Below are 20,553 nucleotides of genomic sequence, written 5' to 3' on the forward strand. Positions count from 1 at the left end.
CGACAGCGCGGAGGAATCGACTCATCGGGTGTCCTGAGCAGAGCGACCGGCGGCGGGTTCCGACCGGATCCTGGTCATCGTGGGGGCGGAAGGTGAACGCCGGACGACCGGTGCGCGAAGGACGGCTGACCCGTCCATGATCGAGGCACGTCACGGTGTCGCCCCCGGCGTCGGCGTCGCGGTGGGCGTCGGTCCGGCCGTGGGGGTGGCGGTCGGGGCGGGCGTCGGCGCGGTGGCGACGGTGAGCACCACGGGGCTGCCGAGGGCGAGCCGGGGAGAGGCGGCGGCATCCGTCTCGACCACCGTGCCGGCGATGCCGGCATGCGGTTCGCGAACGACGACGGGGGTGAGACCGGCCGCCGACACGCGTTCGACGGCGTCGCGCTCCTGCAGCCCGACGATCCCGGGGACGGCGTTCCAGCCGCTCGCGACGGTGAGGTCGACGGGGGTGCCGAGGGCGAGCGCCGCTCCCGCCGCCACGTCCGTCTGGAGGATCGTGTCGGCGGCGTCCGTGCCGTCCATCGCGGTGACAGTCCCCGGCTGGAGGCCGAGACGCCCCAGGAGGGCGACGGCGTCGGCGAGCGGCAGACCGCGCAGCTCCGGGAGTGCGACCGTCGCCGGCGGCGGCGCGGAGGACGCTGCGGTCGCCGACGTGGTCGGCGAGGGCGGGGGAACGGATGCCGCGGGGGCGACGACAGACGGGGCCGGGGCCGGCTCGCCCGCGGGTGCCGGCGACGGTCGGGCCGCGACGGCGACGACGGCCACGACCACGGCGGTCGCGGTGCCGGCGAGGATCCACAGCCACGGCGACGTCGACCGGGACGCGGCGGGCGGGGCGGTGGAGGCCGGCGGGGCCGGGAGGGCGGGGGCGGAGGCGGTTTCGGTCGGGACGGCGGGGGCGGGGGCGGGCGCCGCGGCGGCGCGTGCGGCCGCGCCGGGCCCCGCGGCGAGAAGCCGTGTGGCGGCGGCGTCCGCGGCGACGGCGCCCGCTGTCCCGCGCCCCGCCCGGAGGCCCGGGGACGGCATCGCCTCCGCCAGGGCCTTCCGCATCGCCGGCGCATCCGCGAAGCGCGCGGAGGGGTCCTTCAGCAGCGCCCGCACGACCACGCGATCCAGCGCCACCGGCACACGCGGTGCGGAGACGGACGGGGTCGGCGGCAGAGCGCCGAGGTGCGCCCGCACGACCTCGTCCGTGGTGGCCCGGTCGAACGGGGGCCGGCCGACGAGCGCGAAGTACAGGACGCCGCCGAGCTGGTAGAGGTCGCCGGCGGGGCCCACGCCCTCCCCGCGCAGCTGCTCCGGCGAGGCGTAGCCGACGTTGCCCACGACCCCGTCGCCCGTCGTGCTGCGGAGGACGTCGGCGCCGCGCGCGGTCTCCCCGCGGGGGGCGGTCAGACCGTAGTCGACCAGGCGGGCGTCGCGGAGGAGGCCGTCGGGGGCGAGGTCGACGAGCACGTTCGCCGGCGAGACGTCCCGGTGGACGAGCCCGGCCGTGTGAAGGGCGTCGAGTCCGTCGAGGATCCGGCGGGCCATCGCCGTCGCCGCCTCCGGGGTCAGCGGTCCCTCCGCGCGGACGACCTCGCCGAGCGAGCGGCCGTCGACGAGGTCCCAGGCCGTCCACGTCGTGGCATCCCCGTCTCCCCCTCCCCAGCCGCGGAGCGCGCAGAGGCCGGGATGCCGGATCCCCTCGACGACCTGCGCCTCCCGGAGGAACGCCGCCGACAGCGCCCGTTCCCCCGCGAGGTGCGGGTGCAGCACCTTCAGCGCGACGCGGGCCGCGGACCGGACGTCCGTCGCCGCGTACACCGACGCGGTGGCTCCGGAGCCGAGCAGCCCGGAGACGCGGAACCGCCCCGCGACGAGCACCTCGTCGCCGGATGCGGACGTCGTTCGGTCAGCCAACGAGATCCAGGGCGCCGTGCCGGTGCCGTCGGCCCGACCGGGTGCCGATGGTGACGCTCAGCGCGATGTCCGCGCCGGCGAGGACGGTGCGGACGGATCTCGCCGCCGCGGCGGCCTCCCCCGGCGACTCGTACCACCGCGCGCACATGAGGACCGGCTCGCCGTCGAGGCGCAGCGACCAGCCGTGCCGCATCGCGGACGTCCCGCGGACGGTGGCGGGGGCGAGCTCGACGAAGCGGGTCTGCGCCAGCTCCACGGCGGCACGCGCCCGGTCGGGGGATGCCGACAGGTCGGCGCCCCGCGCGAGCTCGCGGTTGTTCGACGCGAGCAGGCGCCAGACGCCGAACACGCCGCCGACGGCCGGGCCGTCGACCGAGCGCACGGGACCGGCAGGCGGGAGCTCGGCGCCGGGCAGCACCTGCGCGCGGAAGGACAGCCACGCCGCGAGCAGCGGGTCGTGGCGGGAACGGAACGTGTCGAACACGACGCGTGCGCGCGCGCTGGCGCGCGGGGAGAGCGGATCGCTCACGGAGGGGCCCCTGTCTGGCGGCCGTGCGCGCCGGACTTTCGGGTCGTCCGGTGCTGTTCCGCAGAGATGAAAGTGCTCTCATCTCATGGCCGTCCCGGGTGCGGCGGGTGAACGAGCGGTGCACGAGCCCGCAACGGTCGGGAGCGGTGGCATCCCTCCCCCGGAGCCTCCGGCTCAGAGCGTGCGGCGCCCCTCGAAGGCACGGCCGAGGGTGACCTCGTCGGCGTACTCGAGGTCGCCGCCGACGGGGAGACCGGATGCCAGCCGCGTGACGCGGATCTCGAGGGCGTGCAGCAGCCGGCTGAGGTAGGTCGCCGTGGCCTCCCCCTCGAGGTTGGGATTGGTGGCCAGGATGACCTCCTGGACCGTGCCGTCGGCGAGACGCTGCATGAGCGGTGCGATGCGCAGGTCGTCGGGACCGATGCCGGCGATGGGGCTGATCGCCCCGCCGAGCACGTGGTAGAGGCCGCGGAACTCGCGTGTGCGCTCGATGGCGGCGACATCCTTGGCGTCCTCGACGACGCAGATGAGCGTGGCGTTGCGGCGCGGGTCGCGGCAGATGGAGCAGCGGTCCTGCTCGGAGACGTTGCCGCACACCTCGCAGAACTTGACCTTCTCGCGCACCTCGCCGAGCAGGGTCGACAGCCGGGAGACGTCGAAGCTCGGCGACTGCAGGATGTGGAACGCGATGCGCTGGGCGGACTTCGGACCGATGCCGGGGAGGCGGCCGAACTCGTCGATCAGGTCTTGGACGATGCCGTCGTACATCAGCTGAACCTCGCGGGCGGCTCGTAGGGCTCATCGCGCACGTAGACGGCGCCGAGCATCTGGCGGACGACGGCTTCGCCGTACCGCTGCACGCCCCCGGCCAGCGGGGCCATACGGGGGACGACCACGGGCGGCACCGGGGCGTCGGGCTGCTCGTCCGCGGGCGGGATGACGTCGTCGTCCTCCCTCTCCTCGGGGACGGCGACGGACGGGGTCACGTCGGTGGCGGGCAGGACGGCGCCCTCCCGGACGGCGACGACCGCAGCCGCGGGCGTCTCGTCGGGCTCGTCGTCCACGGCGAGGGCCGGGGCCACCGGCGGGCGCTCGGCCGTCGTGACCGACGCACGGGAGGCCCGCGGTGCTCCGGCGGTGCCGTCGGACGACGGGATGGGCGCGACCGCCCACTCCGTGACCGAGGCCGACGAGTACGCGGCGGTGGCGCGGGGCTCCGCCCGACCGCCGCCGGAGGGCGGGGTCGAGCCGCCGCCGCGCGGCGCACCGCCGGTGGGAGGCGCGCCCGGACCACCGGGGCCGGCGTCGCCCTCGAGACGGGCGAGGTACTTGACCCGGATGCCGAGCACGGTCTGGATCGCCTGGCGCAGGTCCTCGCTGGGGCCGGCGCCCTCGACGCGGGTCTTGAAGGCGGTCAGATCGCCGGGCGAGCGGAAGGCGAGGGTCAGCACGTCGACCTCGAACGCCGCGACGGACGCGGTGGACACCACGAGCCAGGACGGGCGGCTGAGCACCTCGAGCTGCTCCAGCACCTCCGGCCACGAGTCGCGCACCTGTGACAGTTCGAGGGGACCGGTGGGCGGCGCCGGGGGCGTCGGCGGGGAGGGGTCGAACGGACCGGCCTCCTCCTCGGACGACGGAGCGGGCTCGGTCGCAGCGGGGCCGGCCGTCGCGGAGGCCGCGGGCGAGGCCGACGGGGTCTTCTCCGCCGGGGAGACTGCAGGGGGCTGCGCGGCGGCCGGGGCCTGCTCCGCCGGCAGAGTCTGCGCGGCGGGCGGAGCCTGCGGGGTCTGTGCGGCGGGCGGAGCCTGCGGGGTCTGTGCGCCGGCCGGTGACTGCGGGGTCTGTGCGGTCACCGGAACCTGCGGGGCCGCCGGAGCCTGCGAGGACGCCGCGTCGTCGCGTCCGGGTGCGCCCGCGGCGGGGCGTGCCGCCGGGGGCTCCTCGGTCGGGGCCACGTCGAAGGGATGCGGCTCGTCGTCCGGCGCGGGCGCGTCGTCGTCGGAGAGCGGCGGGATGTCGTCGATGTCGACGGCGGGGGCGGTGTCGCGCGGACCCCGCGCGGGGCTCGAGGCGTCCGGACCCGCGGTCGGTGCCGCGACGCGTGAGGGGGCGGTCGGCGACGCGACCCGCGAGGCGTCGTTCGGCGAGGCGGCAGCGGGCGACGCGATGCCCGGCGACGCGACCCGTGGGGCGGCGTTCGGCGACGCGACCGGCGATGCGGCAGCGGGCGACGCGACGCCCGGCGACGCGACCCGTGGGGCGGCGTTCGGCGATGCGCTCGGCGATGCCACGGCGGGCGCCGCGACCGGTGCCGCGACGCCGGGCGAGGCGACGCGGGGGTTCGTCGCAGGGGCCGGGCGCGACGGCGCCTCCGTGCGCGCCGTCGGCGGCGCCGCGGGGGCGGCGGTGACCGTCTGCGCGGTCGCGGCGGCCGGGGCGACGCCGGCGCTGCCGGCGTGGGCCAGCACGCGGGCGACGAGCAGCTCCAGCTGCAGCCGCGGCGAGGTGGCTCCCGTCATCTCGTCGAGCGCGGCGACGGTCAGGTCGGCCGTGCGCGAGAGGCGGGCCGCCCCGAAGGAGCCGGCCTGGCGTCCCATGCGCTCGAGCTCGTCCTCCGGGATGCCGCGGAGCACCGCCGACGCCCCGGCTCCCGTGGCCGCGACGACGATGAGGTCGCGCAGACGCTCGAGGAGGTCGTCGACGAAGCGGCGCGGGTCCTGACCGGTCTGGATGACGCGGTCCACCGCCGAGAAGGCTGCGCCCGCGTCCTCGGCGGAGAACGCGTCCACGACCTCGTCGAGGAGCTCGGAGTGGGTGTAGCCGAGCAACGCGACGGCGCGCTCGTAGCGCACGAGGACGGAGCCCGTGGCATCCACGTCCGATCCGGCGATGAGCTGGTCGAGGAGGGAGAGCGTGTCGCGGGGGGACCCGCCGCCGGCGCGCACGACGAGCGGCAGCACACCCGCCTCGACGCCGACGCTCTCGGTCTCGCAGAGCTCCTGGACGTACTCGAGCATGGCGGCGGGCGGCACGAGCCGGAACGGGTAATGGTGGGTGCGCGAGCGGATGGTGCCGAGCACCTTCTCGGGCTCGGTCGTCGCGAAGATGAACTTGACGTGCGCGGGCGGTTCCTCGACGAGCTTGAGCAGGGCGTTGAACCCCTGCTGCGTCACCATGTGCGCCTCGTCGAGGATGAAGATCTTGAAGCGGTCGCGGGCCGGGGCGAAGATGGCGCGCTCGCGCAGGTCGCGGGCGTCGTCGACGCCGTTGTGGCTGGCCGCGTCGATCTCGACCACGTCGAGGGACCCGCCGCCGCCGCGACCGAGCTCGACGCAGCTGTCGCAGGTGCCGCAGGGCGTGTCGGTGGGGCCGGCGGCGCAGTTGAGGCAGCGGGCGAGGATGCGGGCGGAGGTGGTCTTGCCGCAGCCGCGCGGACCCGAGAAGAGGTACGCGTGGCCGACGCGATCACCGCGGAGGGCGGTCATGAGCGGTTCGGTCACCTGGGACTGCCCGATCATCTCGCCGAACGCCTGCGGGCGGTAGCGGCGGTACAGAGCGGTCGTCACCCGAACAGCCTACGGCGTGCCACCGACATCGCGTCTCCGACCGCGGGGCCGGGGCCGGGCGGCATCCCTCCCCCTCCCCCGCGGGCGCGGCCGCGCCCCGCACCCGCGACAGGCGATGCGCCGGAGACAGGCGCCTCTGCGACGGATCCGCCTGCCCCGGACGCACCGCCCGCCCCGGACGCACCGCCCGCCCCGGACGCGACGCCTGCCCCGCGCGCGACGCCTGCCGCCGCCGCCGGACACGCGAACGCGACGGCACCCGAAGGCACCGCCGCGTTCGCGAGGAGAGACGGATCAGACGTCGAGGCCGACCGCGAGCGGCTGCTCCTCGTCCGTGACGATGGGGATGGCGGCGGTGACGATGGGCACCGACGCCGAGAGGAGCGTGCCGTCCTCGCGGACCGAGCCCTCGAGCTGACGGATCGACGGGCGTCCCGGACGGACCGGGCCCTGCCCGTGCAGCGTGACGCGGACGGTCTCGCCCGGGGCGACGACGTACTCGGCGCCCCGCACGGCGAACTCGACCGGTCCGCCCTCGCCGCCGGCCGCGACGGTCATCGCGGTCGCGGTGACCGTGATGTCGAGGCGGGTGCCGTGCCAGTGCAGCACGTACGCCAGCTCGGGCCAGTCGACCGGAAGGCGCGGGTCGAAGGTGAGACGCCCGAAGTGGTCGCGCATGCCGCCGAAGCCGCTGACGAGCGCCGTCCACACCCCGCCCGCGGAGGCGACGTGCACGCCGTCCGCCGCGTTGTGGTGCAGGTCGCCGAGGTCGACGAACGCGGCCTGGCGGAAGTACTCCAGCGCGAGGTCCTGGTATCCCACCTCGGCGGCGAGGATCGACTGCACGACCGCCGACAGCGTGGAGTCGCCGGTGGTCAGCGGGTCGTAGTACTCGAAGTCCGCGAGCTTCTCGGCATCCGTGAAGTGGTTGCCCTGCAGGAACAGCGCGAGCACGACGTCGGCCTGCTTGAGCACCTGGTACCGGTAGATCACCAGCGGGTGGAAGTGCAGCAGCAGCGGGCGCTGGTCGGGCGGGGTGTTCTCGAGGTCCCAGATCTCGCGCTCGAGGAACACCGCGTCCTGCGGGTGGATGTTCAGGGCGGGGCTGAACGGGATGTGCATGGCCTCGGCCGCGTGGTCCCAGCGCTCCGGCTCGGACGGGTCGAGGTTCATCCGCTGCACCATGCGGCCGTACGCCTCGGGGTCGTTCTCGGCCAGGTCGCGCACGGTGCGCGCGGCGAAGCGGAGGTTGAACCGCGCCATGACGTTCGTGAACAGGTTGTCGTTCACGACGGTCGTGTACTCGTCCGGACCCGTGACGCCGTGGATGTGGAACGAGTCGCGCTCGCCGTCCTCACCGGCGTCGCTGGAGCGCCAGAAGCCCAGCGTCGACCAGAGACGGGCGGTGTCGATCGCGATGTCCACGCCCTCGCCGGCGAGGAACTCCTCGTCGCCGGTGGCCCGCACGTACTTGGCCAGGGCGAAGGCGACGTCGGCGTTGATGTGGTACTGCGCGGTGCCGGCGGCGTAGTAGGCCGAGGCCTCCTCGCCGTTGATGGTCCGCCACGGGAACAGCGCGCCGGCCTCGTTGAGCTGGTGCGCGCGCTTGCGCGCGGCGGGCAGCATGAGCGACCGCATGCGCAGCGCATTCCGCGCCCAGAGCGGCGTCGTGTAGGCGAGGAACGGGAGGACGTAGACCTCGGTGTCCCAGAAGTAGTGGCCGCTGTAGCCGGAGCCGGTGACGCCCTTGGCCGGCACGCCTTGGCCGTCGGCGCGGGCGGCCGCCTGCGCGAGCTGGAACAGGCACCAACGCGTGGCCTGCTGCAGGTCCGGGTGGCCGCCGATGCGGACGTCCGAGCGGTCCCAGAACGCGGCGTACCAGTCGATCTGGCGCGTCACGAGCTCCTCGACGCCGAGGTCGCGGGCCCGGTCGAGGGTGCGGCGGCAGCGGTCGATGAGCTCGCCCGCGGGCACGCCGCGCGAGGTGTGGTAGCTCGTCAGCTTGGTGATCGTCGTGGGGACCCCGGCGCGCGCCTCGACGCGGAAGACGTTCTTGGCGATGTCGGGCTCGACGAGGTGCCGCGCGGTGTACGGGTTGTCGGTGTCAACGAGGTGGTCCGCCGCGACCGCGAGGGTCATCTGCGACTGCGAGACCTTGTAGCTGAGCACGGACCGGTCGCCGTCCTGCCAGTACTCCTGCGGCTGGAGCACCCGGTCGGTGAGCTTCTCGGTCTTGCGGGGGTCGAAGTCGGACCCCTTGGATGCCATCGGCGACCCGCCGTAGATGCCCTCGCCGTCCTGCCGGTTCAGCAGCTGGCTGCTGACGGTGACCGGCGCGTCGGAGTTGAGGACCGTGACGGTCAGGCGCAGCACGGCGAGGTGCTTCTCGTCGAACGAGACGAACCGCTCGTCCTCGATGCGCACGTGCTTGCCGGACGGGGTGACCCACAGCAGGTTCCGGCGCAGGATGCCCTGGCGCATGTCGAGCACGCGCTCGTACTCGCGGACGTCTGCGACATCGAGCGACAGCGGCTCGTCGTCGACGTAGACGCGCATCACCTTGGCATCCGGCGCGTTGATGATGGTCTGCCCGACCTCGGCGAACCCGTACGCCTGCTCCGCGTGACGGATGGGGAACGTCTCGTGGAAGCCGTTGATGAACGTGCCCTGCTCGTGGGCGAAACGCCCCTCGGGGTAGTTGCCGCGCAACCCGAGGTAGCCGTTGCCGACGGAGAAGAGGGTCTCGGTCACGCCGACGTCGTCGACGTTGAAGCGGGTCTCGACGAGACGCCACTCGTCGACGGGGAAACGATCGCGGTCGATCATTCGGGGCCTTCCGGAAAGGGGGCTGTCGCTTCGGGTGCGACGGCTCAGTCTACGAACGCGGCGAGGTCGTCGACGACCACGGTCGCCCCCGCACCGCGGAGGTCGTCGGCCCCCGCGCCGCGGTCCACGCCGACGACGATGCCGAAGCCCGCCGCGACGGCGGACTGCACGCCGCTGAGGGCGTCCTCGACGGCGACGGAGCGGGCCGGGTCGACCCCCACCATGCGGGCGGCCTCAGCGAAGACGTCGGGGGCGGGCTTGGAGGCGAGATGGTCGCGTTCGGCGACGACGCCGTCCATGATCACGTCGAAGCGGTCGCGGAGACCGGCGGCGTCGAGCACCTCGACGGCGTTCTTGGAGCTGGAGACCACAGCGGTCGGCACGCCGGCCTCGGCCAGCACGTCCAGCAGAGCCACGGATCCGGGGTAGGGCGCGATGCCCTCCGCGCGGAGGATGCGCGAGAAGACCGCGTTCTTCCGGTTGCCGACGCCGCAGACAGTGTCCGCGGACGGGTCGTCGGACGGGTCGCCCCACGGCACTTCGACGTCGCGGCTGCGCAGCAGGCTGGCGACGCCGTCGTAGCGCTTCTTGCCGTCGACGTACTCGAAGTAGTCGCGGTCGGTGTACGGCGGGGCGATGTCCCACTGGGCGAAGAGCTCGTCGAACATCTCCTTCCACGCCCGCATGTGCACGTCGGCCGTCGGCGTGAGGACACCGTCGAGGTCGAACAGCACGGCGTCGACGGTGCGGAGGTCGGGCAGGTCGGGGGTGTCGGTCATGACGGGCTCCAAACGGGGCGGACGGCGGTCACGGGCGCCCCCCCGGCGCCGCCCGTCCAGGCTAGCGGTCGGCGCCCCGGCCGAGGCGACGGCGCATGGCGCGGCGACGGGGGGCGCGGGGCGGGTCAGCGCGCGACGGACAGCGTCTGGCGGGCGATCTCGAGCTCTTCGTTGGTCGGGACGACGAGGACCTCGACGCGCGACGCGTCCGTCGAGATACGACGGATGCCACGCTCCCGGGCCGCGTTGCGCTCGGGGTCCAGCTCGACCCCGGCGAAGCCCAGCGTCGCCACGGCCCCCGCGCGGACGGCGGCGGAGTTCTCGCCGACGCCGGCGGTGAAGGAGATGACGTCCACGCCGTTCAGCTGGGCGAGGTAGGCGCCGGCGTAGGCGCGCAGACGGTGGATGTAGACGTCGAACGCGAGCTGCGCGGCGGGGTCTCCCTCGGCGCGGCCCTTCTCGATGTCGCGCATGTCGGAGACGCCGGCGATGCCCAGGATGCCGGACCGCTTGTTCAGCAGCGTGTCGAGATCGCCGATGCCCATGTCGGCGCGGCGGGCGAGGTGGAACAGCACCGCGGGGTCGAGGTCGCCGGACCGCGTGCCCATGACCAGGCCCTCCAGCGGGGTGAGCCCCATCGAGGTGTCGACGGACCGCCCTCCCTCGATGGCCGCGGCCGACGCGCCGTTGCCGAGGTGGAACACGATCTGGCGCAGCTCGCCGAGCGGACGCCCGACGAAGGCCGCGGCGGCCTCGCTGACGAACTTGTGGCTGGTGCCGTGGAAGCCGTAGCGGCGGATGCGGTGCGCCGCGGCCACCTCCCGGTCGATGGCGTAGGTGAACGCCTCCGGGGCCAGCGACTGGTGGAACGCGGTGTCGAAGACCGCGACGTGGGGCACGTCGGGGAAGGCCGTCTTCGCCGCGCGGATGCCGGCGAGGTTGGCCGGGTTGTGCAGCGGCGCGAGCACGGACAGCTCGTCGATGTTGATCTCGACGAGGGGCGTGACGACGGTGGGCTCGAAGAACCGCGCTCCGCCGTGGACCACGCGGTGGCCCACCGCGGTCGGCGGGTGCGCGTCCAGAGAGGGCCCGTGCGCGGCGAACGCGTCCAGCATGACCGCGAAGCCCGCCGTGTGGTCGGGGATCTCGCGCTCGATGCGGCTGGTGGCGTCCGTCACCGTCGGCGCCGGGGACGACCCGTCGCCGGCCAGGGCCGCCGCGGCGACCGTGTGCGTGGCGACGCCCGTGCCCTCGCCGATGCGCTCGACGAGCCCGGATGCCAGGACCGCCTCGGTGCGCATGTCGAGGAGCTGGTACTTGAACGACGACGAGCCGCTGTTGACGACGAGGACCACGCTCACTGCGCGCCCCCCTGCGCCTGGATCGCGGTGATCGCGATCGTGTTGACGATGTCGTCGACGAGCGCCCCGCGGGACAGGTCGTTGATCGGCTTGTTCAGCCCCTGCAGCACCGGGCCGATGGCGACGGCCCCGGCGGAGCGCTGCACCGCCTTGTACGTGTTGTTGCCGGTGTTGAGGTCGGGGAAGACGAAGACCGTCGCGCGGCCGGCGACGTCGGAGCCCGGCATCTTGGCCTTCGCGACGGCGGCGTCGGCTGCGGCGTCGTACTGGATCGGTCCCTCGACGAGGAGCTCGGGAGCCCGCTCGCGGACGAGGGCGGTCGCGGCGCGGACCTTCTCGACGTCGGCGCCCGTGCCCGACTCCCCCGTCGAGTACGACAGCATCGCCACGCGCGGCTCGATGCCGAACTGCTCGGCCGTCGCCGCGGACGACACCGCGATGTCGGCGAGCTGCTCGCTCGTCGGGTCGGGGATGACGGCGCAGTCGCCGTACACGAGCACGCGGTCGGCGAGCGCCATGAGGAAGACGCTGGAGACGACCGAGACGCCCGGCGCGGTCTTGATGATCTCGAAGGCCGGGCGGATGGTGTGGGCCGTGGTGTGCGCGGCACCCGAGACCATCCCGTCGGCCAGCCCGAGGTGCACCATCAGCGTGCCGAAGTACGACACGTCGGTGACGGTGTCGGCGGCCTGCGCGTAGGTGACGCCCTTGTGCGCGCGCAGACGCTCGTACTCGGTGGCGAATTTGTCGACGTGCACGGCGTCGAAGGGGCTGAGCACCTCGGCGTCGCGGATGTCGATGCCCAGCTCGATGGCGCGCCCGCGTACCTCGATCGGCTCGCCGAGGATGGTCAGGTCGGCGATGCCGCGGGAGAGCACCGTGGCGGCGGCGCGGAGGACGCGGTCGTCGTTGCCCTCGGGCAGGACGATCCGTCGCTTGTCGCTGCGGGCGCGGTCGACCAGCCCGTACTCGAACATGAGCGGGGTGACGACGCTGGTGCGGGCCACCCCGAGCTCGCGCGTGAGCAGCTCGGTGTCGACGTGGCGCTCGAACATCGCCAAAGCCGTGTCGTAGCGGCGCTGCGAGTCGGCGGCGAGACGCCCGCGGGTGTTCATGATGCGCACGGCCGTGTCGTACGTGCCGAGGTCGGTCGCGATGATCGGCAGCGGCGATCCGAGGCCGTCGATGAGGCGGACGATGGTGTCGGGCAGCTCGAAGCCGCCGTTGAGCACGATCGCCGCCAGCGACGGGAACGTGCCGGACGCGTTGGCCAGCAGTGTGGCCAGCAGCACCTCGGTGCGGTCGGCCGGGATGACGATGACCGCGGACTCCTTCAGGCGCGGCAGCACGTTCACCATCGACATGCCCGCGACGACCACGCCGAGCACCTCGCGGGTGAGCAGCTCGGGGTCGCCCTTGATGAGCTCGCCCTCCACCGACCGGAGCACTCCGCGCACCGACGGCGCGATGAGGAACCGGTCCTCCGGCAGCGCCCAGACGGGTACGGCCCGACGGTCCCCCGCGGCCAGGACCGGAGAGACGTCCACGACATGGCGGACGGATGCCACGACCTCGTCGAGCCGTTCGGCATCGGCGCGGTTCACGATGACGGCGGCGAGCTCGGCCCGCTCGTGCAGCAGCTCGGGGAGTGCGAGGGCGGCGATCTGCCCGACCTCCTGCGGCGTCCGGGACACGGACAGACCGAGCGTCTCGCCCTGTCCCTGCTGCGCGCGGCCACCGAGGACGAGCAGCACCGGCGCGCCGAGGTTCGCCGCGATGCGGGCGTTGTAGGCCAGCTCGGCGGGGCTGCCGACGTCGGTGTAGTCGCTGCCGATGACGACCACCGCGTCGCACTGCGCCTCGACCGCCTTGTACCTCTCGACGATGCGGGCGAGCGCGGCGTCGGCGTCGTCGCGGACGTCGTCGTAGGTGACGCCGACGCACTCGTCGTAGTCGAGTCCGACGCCGTCGTGGTCGAGCAGCATCTCGAGGACGTAGTCGCGCTCGGCGGTCGAGCGGGCGATGGGGCGGAACACCCCCACCCGCGGGGTCACGCGGCTGAGCGCGTCGAGCACGCCCAGAGCGACGGTGGACTTGCCCGAGTGTCCTTCGGCTGACGTGATGTAGATGCTCTGCGTCACGCGACCAGACTATTGCGGGCCTCGGACACGGCCACGGGGTTGCTTCGGCGTCGAGTCATCGGAATCGGTGCGGGGCGACGGGCGGACCGGCGCGCGGCGACGGGCGGGCCGGTCCGCGCCGCCGCCGCTATCGTTCGAGGCATGACGACCACTCCGCGCCCCGGCACCACCGTCCCCGACCACCGCGGTCGGACCGGGCTCCACCTCACGGGCCGCGACCTCGACCGGAACCCCCGCGTCGAGGTGACCGATGTCGAGCTCCTCGCGGCGGGGTGGCACGTGCTGCGGGCGACGACCTTCCGCTACCGCGGCGACGACGGCTCCTGGGCGACGCAGAAGCGCGAGACCTACGACCGCGGGAACGGCGCCACGATCCTGCTCTACGACCCGGCGCGGCGCACGGTGCTGCTCACCCGGCAGTTCCGCTACCCCGTCTACGTCAACGACCACCCGGACGGCATGCTCGTGGAGACCGCGGCGGGCCTGCTCGACGACGACGACGCGGTCACCGCGATCCGCCGCGAGGCCGAGGAGGAGACCGGCGTCGTGGTCACCGAGGTGCAGCCGGTGTTCGAGGTGTACATGAGCCCCGGCTCGGTCACCGAGCGCCTGCACTTCTTCGCCGCCGCCTACGACGGGTCGACCCGCACCGGCGACCGCGGGGGCCTCGCGGAGGAGGGCGAGGAGATCGAGATCCTCGAGTACGACATCGACGAGGCGCGGGGACTCATCCGATCCGGCGGGATCCAGGATGCCAAGACGATCATGCTGCTGCAGTGGGCCGTGCTCGACGGGCCGTTCGCGCCGGCCTGAGCCGCGGCACGCGCGGCGCCCTCGCCCGGGCATGAAAAGACTCTCCGCGCACCCGGCAGAGCCTGGTTACCCTTGCTACGTTTCCGTCCTGGGGGAGTTGGCCTGGATGCCGCCGCGCGGAGAGCTGACAACAGTCTACCCGACGCGGCTCACACGATGAGCGGCCCGAGCGCCGCAGCGGCCGGCCGCAGGGCGGCGAGCACCCCGGCCGGCTCGTCGACGCGATGGCGGGCGCCCGAGAATCCCAGGGCTCCGGCCAGACCGCCGGCGTCGTCGCGGAGCGGCACGGCGAGGCATCCGGTCGTCGGCGCGATCTCGCCGCACTGGCGTGTCGCCCCCCAGCGGGCCACGTCCGCGCGGGCCGCCTCGGCCACCTCGCCGGTCGCCCGCGCGTCGTCCACGAGCAGCAGACGGCCGAGCGCGTAGCGGGCCGGCTCCCGGGCCAGGCGGCCGTGGTCGGACAGCGGGAAGTCCGGGTCCGCGTCGAGCACGACGACCCTCCCGTCGACGTAGAGCACCACGTGCACTCCCCCGCGCACGGCCCGGCGCACCTCGTCCATCACGGAGCGGGCGGCGGACGACAGCCGCGCCGGCGGGGCGGCCACCGCTGCGAGCTGCGCCACCTTCGCGCCGAGGGCGAACCCGGACAGGTCCGGCGTGCGCACGAGGTACTCGTCCTCAACGAGGACGTTCAGCAGCCGGTACGTCGTCGCCCGGGGCAGTCCGACCTCGGCCGAGATGCGCTGGGCGCTGACCCCCGCCCCGAGGTGGGCGACGGCTTCGAGCAGCGACAGGGCCGAGTGGACGGTGCCCGGCGGACGGGCCGGCTCGGACGGCATCCCGCGCTCACGCATCGTCGGGACGCGTCGGCGAGGGCACCCCGCCGAGGACCTGGGCGGCGACCGGCTCGTCGTAGCGGCCGATCGCGCCCGGACCTTTCCGGCGGCGGATCACGCCGATGACGACGGCGGACGACAGAGCGATGGCGGCCAGCACGATCAGCACCGTCCCTCCGGAGGAGACGTCGACGGCGAAGAACGCCAGCAGCGCCGAGGCGAGCGCGACGGCCGACAGCACCGCGACCACGGCCGGGGCCGGAGTGAGCTCGCCGATGCGCCGGAGGAAGACGGGCGCCGCGGCGCACACGAGGACGTAGGCCAGGATGTATCCGGCCGCCCCCACGGACAGCGTCACGTGCATCGCGTCGCGCAGGTCGACGCCGGTCACGACGAGCACGAGCGGGACCCCGGCGATGACCGGCACCGCCGCGCCGACCGCGGCCGCCGGCGTCCCGAAGCGGCCGTGCGTCCGGCCGACGGCGGCGGGAAGGACCCCGTCCCGGCTCATCGCGAACAGCACGCGCACGAGGGCGGTGGTCGTGCCGATGGCGCACGCGAGGAACGACGCGGCGATGCCGACGTCGGCCACCACGGCCCAGCCGCCGAGCCCGGAGGCGGTGGCCAGGTCGTTGACGGGCGAGGCGCTGGCCGCGAGGTCGGCGCCGAGGGCGTCGAACCCGGCGACCTGCGTGACCGCGGCGAGGAGGTACAGCGCCCCCGAGAGCACGACCGTGCCGGTGACGGCCCGGGGCACGTTGCGCAGGGGCGAGACCGACTCGACGCCGAGGGTGGCGGCCGACTCGAAGCCGACGAAGGCCGTCAGCGCGATCACCGCGCCGGCGGCGAAGGACAGGGGGGTCGCCCCCGCCGCCCCGGCACCGAGGAGCACGGACGGGTCGATCGGGCCGATGCTCACGAGCAGCGCGACCAGCAGCGCGACGATGAGGACGACCGACAGCGTCTCGACGACGAGGGCGGCGCGCGCCGACACCCGGATGCCGCGGACCAGCACGAACGCGACCAGCGCGGCCTGCGCGACGACGGCCCCCGCCGCGACGAGGACCCCGTCCAGGTCCGGCCAGAGCCCGCGCAGCAGATAGGACGTGTAGTACGCCCCGCCCAGCAGCGCGAACATCGCCACCGCCGCATACCCGGTGAGGATGGCGGCCCCGCCGGCGAGCCCGGCCCGCGTGCCGAGGCCGCGCGCGGTGTAGGTGTAGAGGCCGCCGCTGGCGGCGAAGCGGCGCGCGAAGACGCCGACGGTGCGGGCGACGCCGAAGGCGAGGATCGCGGCGGCGAGGATGGCCGTGACGGTGACCCCCGGAGCGACCCCGGCCACCATCAGCACGACCGTGGTCGCCGCGGCCGCCGGCGCCACCGCCGCGACCGACTGCGCCGCCAGATCGACGACGCCGATCCGCCGCCGCTCCAGACCGTGCAGGGGCGAGCGGTCGCCGAACCCGGCGACGGGAGCGGGCCGCGCGATGGCGCGGGAGAGTGCGGTCATGTCGGTCTCCGTCGGGATGCCCCGACCGTACGGGAACGCGGTTGCCCCGCCGCGACGCCCATGTTTCCGGGGAGTGACCGCGGGTGAGACACCGGCGGCGGCCCGTCTCACCGGGTGCGCGCACACCTTCACGCCCGCTACACCGCTCCGCAACGGCGCGGGAGGAACCTCGGACGCGACACCCGACACTCCGGAGGAACCGAATGACCCAGCTCGAATCGAAGGGGGTGGCGGCGTCGGCGAAGCGGACGCTGCAGGGCTCCCTCGGCGTCACGGCGATCGTCTTCATGGTCGTCGCCGCGGCCTCGCCGCTCACCGTGGTCGGGGGCGCCGCGCCCCTCGGCATCCTCATCGGGAACGGCGCCGGCTTCCCCACCCTCTACGCCGTCAGCGCCGTGATCCTGCTGCTGTTCGCGGTCGGCCTGGCCGCCATGACGCGGCACGTCCCCCGCCCCGGCGCGTTCTTCACCTACATCGGCTACGGCCTGGGCCGCCCGTCCGGGCTCGCCGCCGCCTGGACCGCCATGCTCACCTACACGACCATCCAGATCTCGGTCAACGGCTACATCGGCTACCTGCTGAGCATCACGGTCGTCTCGCTCGGCGGCCCGGCCCTGGGCTGGTGGCTGTACGCGCTCGCCGTGGTCGGGCTGGTCGGCATCCTGGGCTACCGCCACATCGACCTCTCGAGCAAGGTGCTCGGCGTGCTGCTGGTGGCGGAGGTCGGCATCGTCCTCGTGCTGGTCGCGGCCGTCGTGGTGAACGGGGGTCCCGAGGGCCTCAGCGCCGCCCCCTTCGAGCCGGCGAACGTCCTCAGCGGCTCCCCCGGCGTGGGCCTGATGTTCGCGATCGCCGCCTTCATCGGCTTCGAGGCGACCGCGATCTTCCGCGACGAGGCCCGCGACCCCGACCGCACGATCCCCCGCGCCACCTACGGCGCCGTCATCGGCATCGGCGTGTTCTACACCCTCGCCTCGTGGGGTCTCGTGATGGCGTGGGGTCCCGAGGGGGTGCTCGCCGCCGCGGCGGAGGACCCCGGCACGCTCATGCTGCGGACGGTCGCGATCTACCTCGGCACCGCGGGCGAGATCATCGTCAACGTCCTGCTGCTGACGTCGATGTTCGCGTGCGTGCTGTCGTTCCACAACGTCCTCACCCGCTATCAGCACGCGATGTCCGGCGCGGGCGTGCTCCCCGACCGCCTCGGCGGCGTGCACGCGCGGCACCTGTCCCCGCACGTCTCCTCGATCGTCCAGACCGCGACGGCGGCGGTGCTGACGGTGGTCTTCGCCGTGCTGAACCTCGACCCGCTGCTGCAGGTGTTCACGTGGTTCGCCGGCGTCGCCACCCTCGCGATCGCCGTGCTCATGGCCGCGACCTCGGTCGCCGTCATCGTGTACTTCCGGCGCACGCGAGCCGATCGCCGCGTCTGGAACACCGTGATCGCCCCGGCCCTCGGCTTCGCGGGCCTGGCCGTGTCGGCGGTGATCATCGTGGCGTACTTCCCCGTGATGGTCGGCGACATGGATGCCGACGGCGCCCCCGTCTTCGGCGCCGTGAGCTGGGCGCTGCTCGCCCTCGTCGTCGTCTTCCCCGCCCTCGGCTACGCCCAGGCCGCGTGGATCCGCCGTCGCCGACCGGCCGCCTACGCCAAGCTCACCGACACCATCGCGGCGGGCTGACCGGATGCCGCGGCCTCGGCGCCGCGGCATCCCTCCCCTCCTCCTTCCCGTCCCACCCGTTCCACCCGAGAGAGACACCATGACGCTCACCGACCCGACCTCGACCGCCTTCGCCGCCCCCGCCCCCCCGGCCCATCCCCTGGCCTCCCTCACCCCCGCCGAGATCACCGCCGTCCACGCGGTCGTCGCCGGCCTCGACGGCGTCGACGAGGCCACCCGCTTCGCCTACGTCGGCCTGGAGGAGGCGCCCAAAGGCGAGGTGCTGGCGTGGGAGCGCGGCGAGACCGCGTTCCCGGACCGCCGCGCCCGCGTGCAGCTGCTGAACCTGCGCACCGCGCACTCGCTCGACCTCGTCGTCTCGCTCACGATCGGCGAGGTGCTGCGCTCCACCGAGCTGGACGGGTCCGACGGACAGCTGCCGATCCTCGACGCGGAGTTCGAGGAGGTCGGGGTCATCGCGAACGAGAGCGCCGACTGGGTCGCTGCGCTCGCCGCGCGCGGGCTCACCACCGCCGACGTCGTCCTCGTCCCCCTGTCGGCGGGGCACTACGGCTACGAGAACGAGGTGGGCCGGCGCGTGCTGCGCACCTTCGCGTTCCGCCAGGACCACCCGGCCGACCACCCGTGGGCCCACCCCGTCGACGGCCTCACGGCGTACATCGACGTCGCCGACCGGAAGATCATCGAGATCGTCGACACCCCCGGCTTCACCGTGCCGGAGACGTCCGGCAACTTCGACGACCCGGAGCTCCAGGGCCCGCCGCTGGAGGGGCTGAAGCCGATCGTCATCACGCAGCCGGAGGGCTCGAGCTTCACCGTCGACGACGAGCACGTCACGTGGGGCGAGTGGGACCTGCGCATCGGCTTCGACACCCGCGAGGGGCTCATCCTGCGTCAGCTGTCCTTCGCCGGGCGGCCCGTGATGTACCGCGGCTCGATCAGCGAGATGGTCGTCCCCTACGCCGACCCGGCGCCCAACCGCTTCTGGCAGAACTACTTCGACACGGGCGAGTACCTCTTCGGTCGCTACACGAACGAGCTCGAACTCGGCTGCGACTGCGTCGGCGACATCACCTACGTCGACGCCGTGCTCTCGGACGAGAACGGGATGCCGCGCACCGTCCGCAACGCGGTGTGCATGCACGAGGAGGACTTCGGCACCCTGTGGAAGCACACCGACATCTTCACGGGCTCCAGCGAGGTCCGCCGCGCCCGCCGTCTCGTCATCTCCTTCTTCACGACCGTCGGCAACTACGACTACGGCTTCTACTGGTACCTCTACCTGGACGGCACCATCGAGTGCGAGGCCAAGCTCACCGGCATCCTGTTCACCTCCGCCTACCCGGGTGCGGACTACCCCTTCGCGTCCGAGGTCGCGCCGGGGCTCGGCGCGCCGTACCACCAGCACCTCTTCTCCGCCCGACTCGACATGACCGTCGACGGCGTCGCCAACGTCGTCAACGAGATCGACGCGGTGCGACTGCCGATCTCCGAGACCAACCCGGCCGGTAACGCCTTCACCAAGAAGGTGACGCCGATCGCCTCCGAGAAGGTGTCGGGCCGCGTCGCCGACGGCGCGGTCAACCGCGTCTGGCAGATCGCGTCGACCGAGAAGACGACCGAACGCGGACAGGCGACCTCGTACATGCTCTTCCCGACCGAGACGCCCGTCCTGCTCGCCGACGACGCCTCGTCGATCGCCGCGCGCGCCGCCTTCGCCACGAAGAACCTCTTCGTCACGAAGTACGACCCCGACGAGCGCTACGCCGCGGGCGACTTCGTCAACCAGCACCCCGGCGGCGCCGGCATCCCCGCGTTCATCGCGGGCGACGAGCCGCTCGTGGGCGAGGACGTCGTGCTCTGGCACACCTTCGGCCTGACGCACTTCCCGCGCAACGAGGACTGGCCGGTCATGCCGATGGACTACGCCAAGTTCACGCTGAAGCCGTACAACTTCTTCGAGCGGAACCCCGTGCTGAACGTCCCCGCGCCGGCCATGACCCACTGCGCGCCCGCCGCGCACCCCGCAGCCGAGGACGACGCCCCCGGGCACGGTCCGCACGCCGGCGAGGCGCCGGGCCACGGATGCCACTGCTGACGGGATGAGCGAGGTCCTTCACGCGTGGGCGGTCGCCCCCGCCGCGATCGGCGCCTGCTGCGTGGCCGCCGACCGCGCGCGGGTGCGGCCGCCCGAGCTGGCGGCATCCGTCCTCATGCTGCTCGCGATGCTCGACGCCGCCCTCGCCGGGTGGGTTCCGCCGGTGTACTGGACCGCGCTGCTGTCGGCGGCGGCGGTGGGCCTGGCCGTCTGGCGGCGCCCCCGCCAGCGCCGCGCCCCGCGGGTGCCCGCGCTGATGACGGTGCACACCACGCTCGGGATGGTGGTGATGGCGGCCCTCCAGGCCGGGATGGGTGGGCACGCCGCGGGCGCGGGACACGCGCACGGCGTCGGTCTCATCCCCTTCCTGCTCGTCGTGGCCGCCGGGTACCTCGGCCTCTCGGCGGTGGCGGCCCGGCGGATGCGCACGCGGCTCGATCGCGCGCAGATCCTCGGGATGGCGGCATCCACGGGTCTGATGGCCCTCGCCGTCCTCTAGCCCCTGCC

General features: G+C 73.8%; 14 protein-coding genes and 1 other RNA gene. 4 read left to right on the plus strand and 11 right to left on the minus strand.

All coding sequences use genetic code 11. The annotated features are described in order from the left end of the window. Window positions 1-150: 150 nt before the first annotated feature. From ACO03V_RS06780 to pta, 8 genes are all read right to left on the minus strand, one after another. Window positions 151-1,902, minus strand: coding sequence for a serine/threonine protein kinase (locus tag ACO03V_RS06780; RefSeq protein ID WP_423137060.1), 1,752 nt, complete (start codon window positions 1,900-1,902; stop codon window positions 151-153). Continuing rightward, a complete protein-coding gene (locus ACO03V_RS06785) occupies window positions 1,895-2,431 on the minus strand; it encodes a hypothetical protein (protein ID WP_423137061.1) in 537 nt (178 codons plus the stop codon). Before ACO03V_RS06785 ends, ACO03V_RS06780 begins: the two co-directional genes overlap by 8 nt. Before the next feature lie 174 nt (window positions 2,432-2,605). Then, entirely contained in the window at window positions 2,606-3,199 is a 594-nt protein-coding gene (gene recR, locus ACO03V_RS06790; protein WP_367726115.1) for a recombination mediator RecR, read from the minus strand. Continuing rightward, the gene (locus ACO03V_RS06795) at window positions 3,199-6,000 is read right to left on the minus strand and encodes a DNA polymerase III subunit gamma and tau (protein ID WP_423137062.1); all 2,802 of its coding nucleotides are present in this window, start codon (window positions 5,998-6,000) and stop codon (window positions 3,199-3,201) included. Before ACO03V_RS06795 ends, recR begins: the two co-directional genes overlap by 1 nt. 294 nt (window positions 6,001-6,294) lie before the next feature. Then, a complete protein-coding gene (locus ACO03V_RS06800; RefSeq protein ID WP_367726113.1) occupies window positions 6,295-8,826 on the minus strand; it encodes a glycoside hydrolase family 65 protein in 2,532 nt (843 codons plus the stop codon). Window positions 8,827-8,870: 44 nt separating this feature from the next. Then, window positions 8,871-9,605, minus strand: a complete 735-nt coding sequence (locus ACO03V_RS06805) for an HAD family hydrolase (protein WP_423137063.1) — start codon at window positions 9,603-9,605, stop codon at window positions 8,871-8,873. Between the two features lie 125 nt (window positions 9,606-9,730). Beyond that, a complete protein-coding gene (locus tag ACO03V_RS06810) occupies window positions 9,731-10,966 on the minus strand; it encodes an acetate/propionate family kinase (protein ID WP_423137064.1) in 1,236 nt (411 codons plus the stop codon). After that, window positions 10,963-13,107, minus strand: coding sequence for a phosphate acetyltransferase (gene pta / locus ACO03V_RS06815; RefSeq protein WP_423137065.1), 2,145 nt, complete (start codon window positions 13,105-13,107; stop codon window positions 10,963-10,965). The genes ACO03V_RS06810 and pta overlap by 4 nt, the downstream gene beginning before the upstream one ends. Before the next feature lie 141 nt (window positions 13,108-13,248). On the opposite strand from pta, the gene ACO03V_RS06820 reads away from it, so the two are divergent. Then, the gene (locus ACO03V_RS06820; protein ID WP_423137066.1) at window positions 13,249-13,920 is read left to right on the plus strand and encodes an NUDIX domain-containing protein; all 672 of its coding nucleotides are present in this window, start codon (window positions 13,249-13,251) and stop codon (window positions 13,918-13,920) included. Between the two features lie 32 nt (window positions 13,921-13,952). Here the strand turns inward: ACO03V_RS06820 and ffs are convergent. From ffs to ACO03V_RS06835, 3 genes are all read right to left on the minus strand, one after another. Then, window positions 13,953-14,049, minus strand: an RNA gene (ffs, locus tag ACO03V_RS06825) — signal recognition particle sRNA small type. A 20-nt stretch (window positions 14,050-14,069) separates the two neighbouring features. After that, on the minus strand, window positions 14,070-14,759 hold the full coding sequence (locus ACO03V_RS06830) for a helix-turn-helix domain-containing protein (protein ID WP_423137067.1): 690 nt from the start codon (window positions 14,757-14,759) through the stop codon (window positions 14,070-14,072). Between the two features lie 7 nt (window positions 14,760-14,766). Further along, on the minus strand, window positions 14,767-16,266 hold the full coding sequence (locus tag ACO03V_RS06835; protein WP_423137068.1) for an APC family permease: 1,500 nt from the start codon (window positions 16,264-16,266) through the stop codon (window positions 14,767-14,769). A 203-nt stretch (window positions 16,267-16,469) separates the two neighbouring features. Here ACO03V_RS06835 and ACO03V_RS06840 point away from each other — a divergent pair, with 203 nt between their 5' ends. The 3 genes from ACO03V_RS06840 (at window position 16,470) to ACO03V_RS06850 (ending at window position 20,545) form a co-directional block, all read left to right on the plus strand. Then, window positions 16,470-17,948 (plus strand): APC family permease, encoded by a 1,479-nt coding sequence (locus tag ACO03V_RS06840; RefSeq protein WP_423137069.1) that lies wholly within the window; start codon window positions 16,470-16,472, stop codon window positions 17,946-17,948. A 79-nt stretch (window positions 17,949-18,027) separates the two neighbouring features. Then, window positions 18,028-20,046, plus strand: coding sequence for a primary-amine oxidase (locus tag ACO03V_RS06845; protein ID WP_423137070.1), 2,019 nt, complete (start codon window positions 18,028-18,030; stop codon window positions 20,044-20,046). A gap of 4 nt (window positions 20,047-20,050) precedes the next feature. Beyond that, on the plus strand, window positions 20,051-20,545 hold the full coding sequence (locus ACO03V_RS06850) for a hypothetical protein (RefSeq protein WP_423137071.1): 495 nt from the start codon (window positions 20,051-20,053) through the stop codon (window positions 20,543-20,545). The last annotated feature ends 8 nt before the right edge of the window (window positions 20,546-20,553 follow it).

The organism is Microbacterium sp. HMH0099 (assembly GCF_049384025.1).
GTDB lineage: Bacteria > Actinomycetota > Actinomycetes > Actinomycetales > Microbacteriaceae > Microbacterium.

Coding starts and splice junctions, on each gene's coding strand:
- recR (WP_367726115.1), bottom strand. CDS start 3,199: ATGTACGACGGCATCGTCCAAGACCTGATCGACGAGTTCGGCCGCCTC.
- ACO03V_RS06800 (WP_367726113.1), bottom strand. CDS start 8,826: ATGATCGACCGCGATCGTTTCCCCGTCGACGAGTGGCGTCTCGTCGAG.
- ACO03V_RS06805 (WP_423137063.1), bottom strand. CDS start 9,605: ATGACCGACACCCCCGACCTGCCCGACCTCCGCACCGTCGACGCCGTG.
- ACO03V_RS06820 (WP_423137066.1), top strand. CDS start 13,249: ATGACGACCACTCCGCGCCCCGGCACCACCGTCCCCGACCACCGCGGT.
- ACO03V_RS06830 (WP_423137067.1), bottom strand. CDS start 14,759: ATGCCGTCCGAGCCGGCCCGTCCGCCGGGCACCGTCCACTCGGCCCTG.
- ACO03V_RS06835 (WP_423137068.1), bottom strand. CDS start 16,266: ATGACCGCACTCTCCCGCGCCATCGCGCGGCCCGCTCCCGTCGCCGGG.
- ACO03V_RS06840 (WP_423137069.1), top strand. CDS start 16,470: ATGACCCAGCTCGAATCGAAGGGGGTGGCGGCGTCGGCGAAGCGGACG.
- ACO03V_RS06845 (WP_423137070.1), top strand. CDS start 18,028: ATGACGCTCACCGACCCGACCTCGACCGCCTTCGCCGCCCCCGCCCCC.
- ACO03V_RS06850 (WP_423137071.1), top strand. CDS start 20,051: ATGAGCGAGGTCCTTCACGCGTGGGCGGTCGCCCCCGCCGCGATCGGC.